General features: G+C 58.6%; 8 protein-coding genes. 6 read left to right on the forward strand and 2 right to left on the reverse strand.

What is annotated here, in order from left to right; genetic code table 11:
- Positions 1-70: 70 nt before the first annotated feature.
- Both NW829_RS04085 and NW829_RS04090 read left to right on the forward strand, forming a co-directional pair.
- Entirely contained in the window at positions 71-289 is a 219-nt protein-coding gene (locus NW829_RS04085; RefSeq protein WP_414416496.1) for an ATP-binding protein, read from the forward strand.
- A 167-nt stretch (positions 290-456) separates the two neighbouring features.
- Positions 457-1539, forward strand: a complete 1083-nt coding sequence (locus NW829_RS04090) for an isocitrate/isopropylmalate dehydrogenase family protein (protein WP_414416497.1) — start codon at positions 457-459, stop codon at positions 1537-1539.
- 57 nt (positions 1540-1596) lie between these two features.
- Here NW829_RS04090 and NW829_RS04095 read toward each other — a convergent pair whose 3' ends face one another.
- Positions 1597-2523: a D-isomer specific 2-hydroxyacid dehydrogenase family protein gene (locus NW829_RS04095; protein ID WP_414416498.1), complete on the reverse strand. Its 927-nt coding sequence runs from the start codon at positions 2521-2523 to the stop codon at positions 1597-1599.
- 336 nt (positions 2524-2859) lie between these two features.
- On the opposite strand from NW829_RS04095, the gene NW829_RS04100 reads away from it, so the two are divergent.
- The 4 genes from NW829_RS04100 (at position 2860) to queA (ending at position 7814) form a co-directional block, all read left to right on the forward strand.
- The gene (locus NW829_RS04100; protein WP_414416499.1) at positions 2860-4071 is read left to right on the forward strand and encodes a phosphodiester glycosidase family protein; all 1212 of its coding nucleotides are present in this window, start codon (positions 2860-2862) and stop codon (positions 4069-4071) included.
- Between the two features lie 1083 nt (positions 4072-5154).
- Positions 5155-5862 (forward strand): cob(I)yrinic acid a,c-diamide adenosyltransferase, encoded by a 708-nt coding sequence (locus NW829_RS04105; protein ID WP_414350633.1) that lies wholly within the window; start codon positions 5155-5157, stop codon positions 5860-5862.
- 123 nt (positions 5863-5985) lie between these two features.
- A complete protein-coding gene (dcd, locus tag NW829_RS04110; protein WP_011433274.1) occupies positions 5986-6567 on the forward strand; it encodes a dCTP deaminase in 582 nt (193 codons plus the stop codon).
- An 83-nt stretch (positions 6568-6650) separates the two neighbouring features.
- Positions 6651-7814 carry a tRNA preQ1(34) S-adenosylmethionine ribosyltransferase-isomerase QueA gene (queA, locus tag NW829_RS04115; protein ID WP_414416500.1) on the forward strand — a complete coding sequence of 388 codons (1164 nt, stop codon included), beginning with the start codon at positions 6651-6653 and terminating at the stop codon, positions 7812-7814.
- On the opposite strand, the gene NW829_RS04120 is transcribed toward queA, so the two are convergent.
- On the reverse strand, positions 7811-8674 hold an 864-nt coding region (locus NW829_RS04120), incomplete at its 5' end, for an HAD family hydrolase (protein ID WP_414416501.1). The two genes, queA and NW829_RS04120, sit on opposite strands and share 4 nt — an antisense overlap.

Raw genomic sequence — 8674 nt, forward strand, 5'->3', positions numbered from 1 at the left:
GGGCTACTGAAAGCCCGCTCCGTACCGCTTTAGCGGTCGGAGTCGGGTAGTTTACGCTCCCTACACCCACTTGGAGCTGAAGATCATCGACGATGGCTGCGGTATGCCGGCGTCCAAGAGTGGGGTGGATCCCGCCCAGCCGTCTGGCCATGGACACGGGTTGCTCAACATGCGCTACCGAGCCGAGTTGATCGGGGCAAGCATTGCTTGGCGTAATCGCCGCTTTGGCAGTGGCACAGTTGTAGAGCTGCGAGTCCCTCTGCCGCCGAGTCCCCGATCTTGCGGCTAGCCCCCCCTTTTCTGAGGTAGCAGACGCAGCATTTTCAGTCTCAACCTGTTCTATAGTCGTTTAAGCTCAAGGGTTCCCGGTTCTCTAACCTGTCTGGTGGAGGGATCCTCTCACGCCGGCAGGACGGAGTTTTTGCGCTGTCGTTAACACTGCGAGGAGAAGCATCTGTGGCCTATCGTGTGACTTTGATCCCTGGGGATGGCATTGGCCCGGAAGTGGCCAAGGCGATGACCACGGTCTTGGAGGCTACCGGGGTTGGGTTGGAATGGATCCCGGTAGAAGCAGGAGTGGAGGTGATCGAGAAATACGGCACCCCCTTGCCGCCCCAGGTGTTGGAGTCCATTCGGGAAACCAAAGTGGCGATCAAAGGGCCGATTGGCACTCCCGTAGGTACTGGCTTTCGTTCGGTCAACGTGGCCATTCGCAAGGAGCTGGATCTCTACGCCAATCTGCGCCCGGCCAAATCCATGCTCGGTGTCAAAAGCCCTTTTCAAGACATTGACCTAGTGGTGGTGCGGGAAAATACTGAAGATCTCTATGCCGGGATCGAGTTTGAACGGGGCACGCCGGAAGCCATCCAGGCGCGGGAGGAAATGATGCGCCTTTCCGGCAAACCCATCCGCGAGGGATCCGCCATTGGCATCAAGCCCATTTCGGACTTCGGCAGCCGCCGCATTGTCAAATTTGCCTTTGAGTACGCCCGCCAGAATGGCCGCAAGAAGGTGACGGCAGTGCACAAAGCCAACATCATGAAGTTCACCGATGGCTTGTTTTTGCAGGTGGCACGGGAGGTGGCCCAGGAGTACCCCGACATCGAGTTTGAAGATCGCATCGTGGACAACATGTGCATGCAACTGATGCAAAAGCCGCAGCTCTACGATGTGCTGGTGCTCACCAACCTCTATGGGGACATCATTTCCGACTTGTGCGCGGGGATGATCGGCGGGCTGGGGGTGGCGCCGGGGGCCAACATCGGCGACGGCATTGCGGTTTTTGAGGCCATTCACGGCTCTGCTCCCAAATATGCCGGCCAAAACAAAGTCAACCCCTGCGCTCTGATCCTCTCCGGGGCGATGATGCTGCGCTACCTAGGAGAGCGGGAGGCTGCCGCAAGGGTGGAGGCGGCGGTGCAGGCGGTGATCGCCGAGGGCAAGCAGGTCACCTATGACCTGGCCACAGGGGATCCTGTCGGCACTCAGGAGATGGCAGAGGCCATTGCTGCCCGCGTGCGGGAGATGGCTTCGCAGTAGGGTTTGGCGCCAAATGTTTCTGATCCCAGGCTCCCCAAGGGAGGGGGGCTAGAGGACTCAATACCCCAAAACCGGATCCACCACCCCCAGCAAGGGATCCCCGGCCCGGAAGCGCCGCACATTTTCTCGCACCCGCTTAGAGAGGGCTGGGACAATCATGGCATCGGTAAGAGCAGTGTGGGGGGTAATCAGGCAGTTGGGCAAGCTCCAGAGGGGATGCCCATCCGGTAGGGGCTCGGGATCCGTGACATCCAAGGCGGCCCCGCGAATGACCCCCTGCTGCAGGGCGGCCACCAAGTCGGAGGTCACGATGTGCTTGCCTCGCGCCACATTCACCAGCCAGCACTGGGATCCCATCTGCTCCAACTCAGCTTGGGCGATGATCCCCTCGGTTTCCGGCGTGAGGGCCAAAGCCAGGATCACCACATCTGCCCCTGCCAACACCGTTTGCCGTTCCGCGAGTGTCACCACCCGCGTGGCCCCCGGCAAGGGATCCGCCTTGCGACGCACCACGTCGATGGAGCACTGAAAAGGCTGCAACAGCTTGATCAACTCTTGGGCGATGCCCCCGGCCCCAAAAATGACCACGCGGCTGCCCCAGAGGCTGGTACCCGAGCCTTCCTGCCACGTTTGGGCCAAGGCGCGGATCTTCAAGTCGCGCAAGCCGGCCAAGGTCAGGGCCAAGGCATGTTCCGCCACCGGTTGAGCATAGACTCCCTTGCCACAAGTCCACACATAGGCAGGATGCAAAACCCCTGCCCGAACAAAGGGTTCCACCCCTGCCCAGGGCAACTGCACCCAGCGGATCCCTTTCCCTTCCGCCAGACAACGCTTCAGGCCGGGCACATCAAAGGCATCGGCCCAGACCAAGGCTTCTGCTTCTGCCAGGGGCACAATTTCGCCACCCCCTGCCAAAACAGCCTCTTTGAGCCAGGGGCGAAGATGGCCAGGTTCGACGGCAATGCGTTTGCCTTGGATGCCCATAGGAACCGTTGGATAAGGCTTTCCCCTTGCCAGGATACTGTCGGCAGAGCGAGAGATGGCATGCACGGGCAGCCGCAAAAACCGGTGATCGAGTGTTAAGGGATCCCAAAGGGATCCTGGGCCACTTCCATAGGATCGCTAGGGTGAAAATTAGGGCTGCTGTGTTGGCTCAATCCTTAAGTAGGTAGCATTCCCCAATGACCCTATCCGAACTGCTGATCTTGGTGACGCTGCTCTTGCCCGGAATCCTGTTGTCGCTCATTGTGATGGGAACCTTTGCCGCAGGGGGATAATCATCTCCCAATGACAATGGTGAAGCCCTAAAGACGTGAAGACATGTCCAAAACCAAGCTGAGCGCCTGGGTCATGGGCTGGGGGTTAGCCTGCACTGCTGCTCTCTTTTTGCCCAGCGTGGCTGCTCAAGCTCAGGTGACCCTCGGTGTGCAGCCGGTGCGGGTGGTGCAAGGGATCCCTTTGTACCAGAAGGAGGTTTGGGTTGGAGACAATCGGATCCCCGTTTCCATCGTGGTCATTTCTCTCGCAGCGGGCCAACTGCGGCCTATCTGGGCTGCACCTGCGGGGCTGGTGGGTCTGGGGGAGCTGTCTTCCTTTGGCCCCGAACAGGGAGCAGTAGCCGCCATTAACGGTGGGTTTTTCAACCGCAACACCCGTCAGCCGCTGGGGGCAATTCGTCGGGATGGCCGTTGGATCTCCAGCCCCATTTTGGGTCGTGGGGTCATCGCCTGGTCGGATGGGACGGCAGGGCAAGAAGGGGGATCCGTGCGCTTTGCCCGTTTGCGGATGCAAGCAGAGCTGCGCAATGCCATTGGGGATCAAATCCCAGTGGTGGGCATCAATACAGGCTATATCCTGCCCGGCATCTCCCAGTTCACCCCCGACTGGGGATCCACCTACACCACCCAAACGGACGACGAAATGCTCGTGATGGTGCGGGAGGATCGGGTGCAAGAGATTCTGATGGCTGGCCTGGCCGGCAGTTTAACGGTACAGATTCCCAGTGAGGGGTATGTATTGGCAGGGCGGGGGCTAGAAGGTGCCCTAGAAGCCCGCAAGCTGGTTCCTGGGGATCGCCTCAGCTTTTATCTGCGCTTGGATCCGCCTGAGCTGGAAGCCTATCCTCACCTCTTGGGCGCAGGGCCGCTCTTGCTCTTAGATGGGCAGGTGGTTTTGGATGCCCGATTGGAGGCATTTCAACCCCTCTTTCGCAGGCAGCGAGCCGCCCGCAGTGCCATCGGCCAACTGGACAGCGGACATTTGCTGCTGGTGACCGCCGGCAATGCCCAGGAAAACCAAGGGCTTACCCTGCTGGAGATGGCGCAGTTGATGCAGCAATTGGGCTGTCGCCATGCCTTGAACTTGGATGGGGGCAATGCTTCCACCTTGGTGCTGGGGGGAGAAGCCGTCAATTGGGAACACCGACACCCAGAAGCCAGCCCACTCAACAGCGAGACGGATCCCAGTCCATCCCGGCGGCGTACACCCCGAGTTCACAATGGCCTAGGGTTTTTCCCAAGCCCAAGTCGGTGACAGAAAACTTTTGTGCCGGCGGGATGGAGTCTTTTCCCTTTGATCCAGGGATCGAGGGTGGGATCCCCGGACTTCCCGGCTGCTTGGATGAGGGATCAGGTATTCTCCAGGATTGGATCTACCTTCTCAAGAAAAAGATCTCTCCCCCCGCCAGAGGAAGGACTCGGCTTTGATTGCGCAATGGGATCCCGGCAATCTCAGCACCCAAAGCCCCAGAGCTTTTTCAGGTCAATTTTAAGTGGGATCCAAACTGAACGCCCAATGCTCATTTCTCATAACAGAAATAGAGATTAAATTAAGTAGAAAACATCGGCCTTGAGACCGGTAAGAAAAATGATCAAAGAGGCGATCTCTTGAAGAAGACGACCTCAGAGTATAAAAGGCACGCAATTCTTTACGCTTCTGCTAAATCAGATGCTGGTTTTCAAAAAAGTATTGTCAATAATCCATTTTTTGACGAAGATGATTGACGAATTTATATTTCTTCACTCTCGAGGTTAGAAATTAACTCCTTGGACTTTTGGTTACAATTCTCTCTACTACGAATGTTCGCTAATGTGTAGGCCTACCCGGCTCCCGACCAAATGTATAGTTATTTTAAAAATGACTATCTCTCCTAGTGGACAAGGCTTTTGGGGTAGGTTGACCCTTGCTCCTCTCTCGTGGGTGGGCTGCTGGTACTGGCATTCCTGTTTGTGAGAGTTAATCTTATTTGGAAGAAATTGATCTTTTTCTCAAATTTTTATAGAGCACCTCTATACTCAAGTAAGGTAGCCCTGCACACAAGCTTTTGTGCTGGGCCTGAAATTTTATTAAGATCCTCTGTCAAAGCTTTTCTTTTCAGGTATTGCCTCTCGTGCCGAAAAGCTAGGATGGGCAAGGATTGTATTTTCTATTACTCTATTGGGGATGATTTGTATGCCAGCTAGAAGCAGAACCGACTCATTGACGGATACGCACAGGTGGTGTTTCATGGAATCCATAGCCGACGCTCTCCACCACTTGTAGGCCCTATAACCTAGGGCCGTGTTCTCTAGCCTGCTCGCGAGATAGAACGTGGTTTGCACTGCTTCTCCAAATCCTATGCCTTCCTCCAAGGATGCCGCTCCTGTAGCCCGCGCCAAACAGCCTGCGGCTCAAGCCAGCCCTGCTGCCGGCGAGCTTTTCCTTCAGCAGAATGGATCCCTCTCCGCCCAGTTGGTTCCCCAGGGATCCCTGCAGCTTTACACCCACCCCAGCCGAGGCATGTTTACGCCTGTCATGGCCCAGGCGCTGCGCTTGGCCGGCCAGGGAACGCGGGTGCTGATCGTGCAATTTCTCAAGGGTGGGATCAACCAGGGGCCCGCAAATCGTCTCTCCTTGGGCAGATCCTTAGAGTGGGTTCGCTGTCGCCTGCACCGGTGCATCGATACACCTCACCTAGAGCCTGAGGAGCGGGTGGCGTTGGATGAGCTGTGGCAATTCACCCAGGAGGCTGTCAGGAGTGGCCGCTACGACTTGGTGGTGTTGGATGAGCTGAGCTTGGCTGTGAAGTTGGGCCTGATCTCAGAAGCTGAAGTGCTGAGCTTAATCGACCAGCGCCCCATCTCCATGGACATGGTGATCACCGGGCCGGAGATGCCGGATTCGTTTCTGGAGCGGGCGGACTTGATCACGCAGCTGCGCCTACGTGGCATCCCAGGCCCAGGGCTCCGCACTGCCGATGGGAATGTTGCCTGTTCTCTGGATCCCCCTCAAGTCAGCGGCACAGGTGCTATGCCTACAGCAGCCCATGTTGCTCCGCACCGCTAGCGCAAACAGTTTCCGCTCCGAAAGACCTAGGCAACACGGGTCGCGTCAGGGGGGCGGAGTCCCAATAAGACTGGAGCTTGTCCACCAGATGTGCCCTCACTCTCCAGGAAGCCGGCTGTAGCCATGTTGAAAAACGACCGCTGGATCTGTGAGCAAGCGCGGCGAGGGATGATCGAGCCGTTCTGCCCTGAGCTGGTGCGCGCTGTTGAGTCTCGGCCTGTTTTGAGTTACGGGCTGTCCTCCTATGGCTACGACATCCGCCTGTCGCCGGTGGAGTTCAAGATCTTTCGCCATGTGCCCGGCACGGTGGTGGATCCCAAGCGGTTTAACCCCAAGAATCTGGAAGCGGTGGAGCTGCACCACGACGAGATGGGGGATTACTTTATCATCCCGGCCCACTCCTATGGGTTGGGGGTGTCTTTGGAGCGGCTGCAAGTTCCGGATAACATTACCGTGATCTGCATTGGCAAATCTTCCTATGCCAGGGTGGGCCTGATTGCCAACCTGACGCCCGCTGAGGCGGGATGGCGGGGTTATCTCACCCTGGAGTTTTCCAACGCCTCCAGCGCCGACTGCCGTGTGTACGCCAACGAAGGGGTGGTCCAGCTTCTGTTTCTGGAAGGGGATCCCTGCCAAGTGACCTACGCCGACCGCGCCGGCAAGTATCAGGATCAGCCGCAGCAGGTGGTGGTGGCCAAGGTTTAGCTGCTTCCCTCAAAAGGGAGAGGGTTGGCGGGATCCGGTTGGCTATGCTGGATCCACGTAGAACCCCATCTTGATTCATCTCCATGCCTGACTCTTTTTCGCCTGCTGCCGCTCCCCCCGGTGAGGCTGAGCCTTTGGGCGATAGGGAGCCCAATCCGGATCTGCTCACAGCTTCCTACGACTACACCCTCCCTCCAGATCGGATTGCGCAAACGCCGGTGGAGCCCAGGGATCAGGCGCGGATGCTGGTGGTGTACCCGGATAGGCACGAGCATCGCCGCTTCTGCCATCTGCCTGACTACCTGCAGGAAGGGGATCTGCTGGTTCTCAACGATACCAAGGTGATCCCGGCCCGCCTGTTCGGGGCTAAGGAACCCTCCGGGGCGCGGGTCGAAGTGTTGCTGCTGGAGCCTTGCCTGGAAGGGATCCCTGCCGCCGCCCAACCTCTGCCGGATCAGGCGTGGAGCTGGCGGGTTTTGGTCAGGCCGGGCAAACGGGTGAAGGTGGGGGATCGGATTGGTTTTTGGAGCAAGGAGGGATCCCCCTCTGGGCTGAGAGCCACTGTCCTGGATTTGGATCCGGAGACCGGTGGGCGAGTGGTGCAGTTTGAGTGGGAGGGGGCACAGCCTTTTGAGGAAATCCTAGAGCAGGTGGGCCGGATCCCGCTGCCTCCCTACATCAAGGCTTCCGGACAGGTTCGCCCTCAAGACTACCAAACCCTCTGGGCGAAACACCCCGGATCGGTGGCTGCTCCCACGGCAGGGCTGCATTTTACCCAGGAGCTGCTGGAGCGGCTGGCCCAAAAAGGGATCCAAACCGCCTACATCACCCTGAACATCGGCCTGGGTACCTTCCGACCGGTGGAAGCGGAGCGGGTAACCGAGCATCGTCTCCACAGCGAGTGGCTCAAGGTGCCGGCAGAAACGGTGGCAGCCATCCAAAAAGCCCAAGCCCGAGGGGGGCGGGTGATCGCGGTGGGAACGACTGTGGTGCGCTCTTTGGAAACCGCGGCAGCCTCTGGCACCTTGCAGCCTTGGCAGGGGAAAAGCGATCTCTTCATCTACCCCGGCTACTCCTGGCGGGTGATTCAAGGACTGGTCACCAATTTTCATCTGCCCCGCTCCAGCCTGATGATGCTGGTGGCTGCGCTGATCGGGCGGCAAAGGCTGCTGGATCTCTACCGAGAGGCCGTCGACCAGGGGTATCGCTTCTATTCCTTTGGGGATGGCATGCTGATCCTGCCCTAGGGCTGGGGCTGACCTCCCTGGGATCCCTTGAAGGAACCGGCCTCCGCTTCTGCTTCAACTGGGGTCGAAGGACGGTCTTGGCCGCCGGCAAACCAGTTCCGGATGCGATCCCATTCCACCTGGTGGTAGCCGTCCACCGCCCAATTGGCCCGCCGCTGCAGCATGTGCAGAGGAAAGAAGGTGGCCAGAGCCAGCACCGGGATCCCTGCCGAACGGGCTGCCTGAATGCCGGGGTAGGTGGCCTCAATGCTCAAGCACTCCTGGGCAGGCAATTCCATCCGCTGCAAAAGCAGGCGGTGCAAGTGTCCTGGGGAAAATATTGGGCCTGCATCATCCCCCGTCACTCGATAGGAGCGCACATCGGTCAACTGTATCAGGGCCGGGCAACAGGACTGGAAACGCTCCAGAAAAGCGGTCACCTCGGCTGCCGATTGGCCGCACAGCAGGCCGACCTTCAGTTGCAGCCGCTCCAGCGTCTCCAAAGTTTCCCTCAGGCCGGGAATGAGAGGCAATTCCCTCTGCCCCTGCAAAGCCTGTCGGTAGTATAGGGCCTTGCGTTTCAGCAGCTCTTCCAGTTGTTTGGGGCTGAGCACCCGCCCCTGCTCCCCCCACAGAGCCGGCAGGCGCTCTCGATCCGGTCGGCCCAGGTATTGCAGCCGGTAAAGCTCCCGCTGCCCAGGGGATCCCGACTTCGGCCAGCACAGGTTCCAGGGGCGCAGGTTCTCTTCCACCAGCAGTTGGTTGATGGCCTGTAGGTGCAAGTTCTCGTCATCGGCCACCACTCCACTCCAGCTCAAGATCACCCCTTGCAGTCCCATAGGGGGGACATCACCCTCTGCTAACGACCGCAACCCAACTGC

It is taken from the genome of Synechococcus sp. R55.8 (assembly GCF_047461895.1).
In the GTDB taxonomy this organism is placed as follows: Bacteria; Cyanobacteriota; Cyanobacteriia; order Thermostichales; family Thermostichaceae; genus Thermostichus.

Bases quoted from the DNA above. Each gene is read 5' to 3' on its own strand.
- queA (WP_414416500.1), top strand. From the start codon at position 6,651: ATGCCTGACTCTTTTTCGCCTGCTGCCGCTCCCCCCGGTGAGGCTGAG.
- NW829_RS04095 (WP_414416498.1), bottom strand. From the start codon at position 2,523: ATGGGCATCCAAGGCAAACGCATTGCCGTCGAACCTGGCCATCTTCGC.
- NW829_RS04105 (WP_414350633.1), top strand. From the start codon at position 5,155: ATGCCTTCCTCCAAGGATGCCGCTCCTGTAGCCCGCGCCAAACAGCCT.
- NW829_RS04100 (WP_414416499.1), top strand. From the start codon at position 2,860: ATGTCCAAAACCAAGCTGAGCGCCTGGGTCATGGGCTGGGGGTTAGCC.
- dcd (WP_011433274.1), top strand. From the start codon at position 5,986: ATGTTGAAAAACGACCGCTGGATCTGTGAGCAAGCGCGGCGAGGGATG.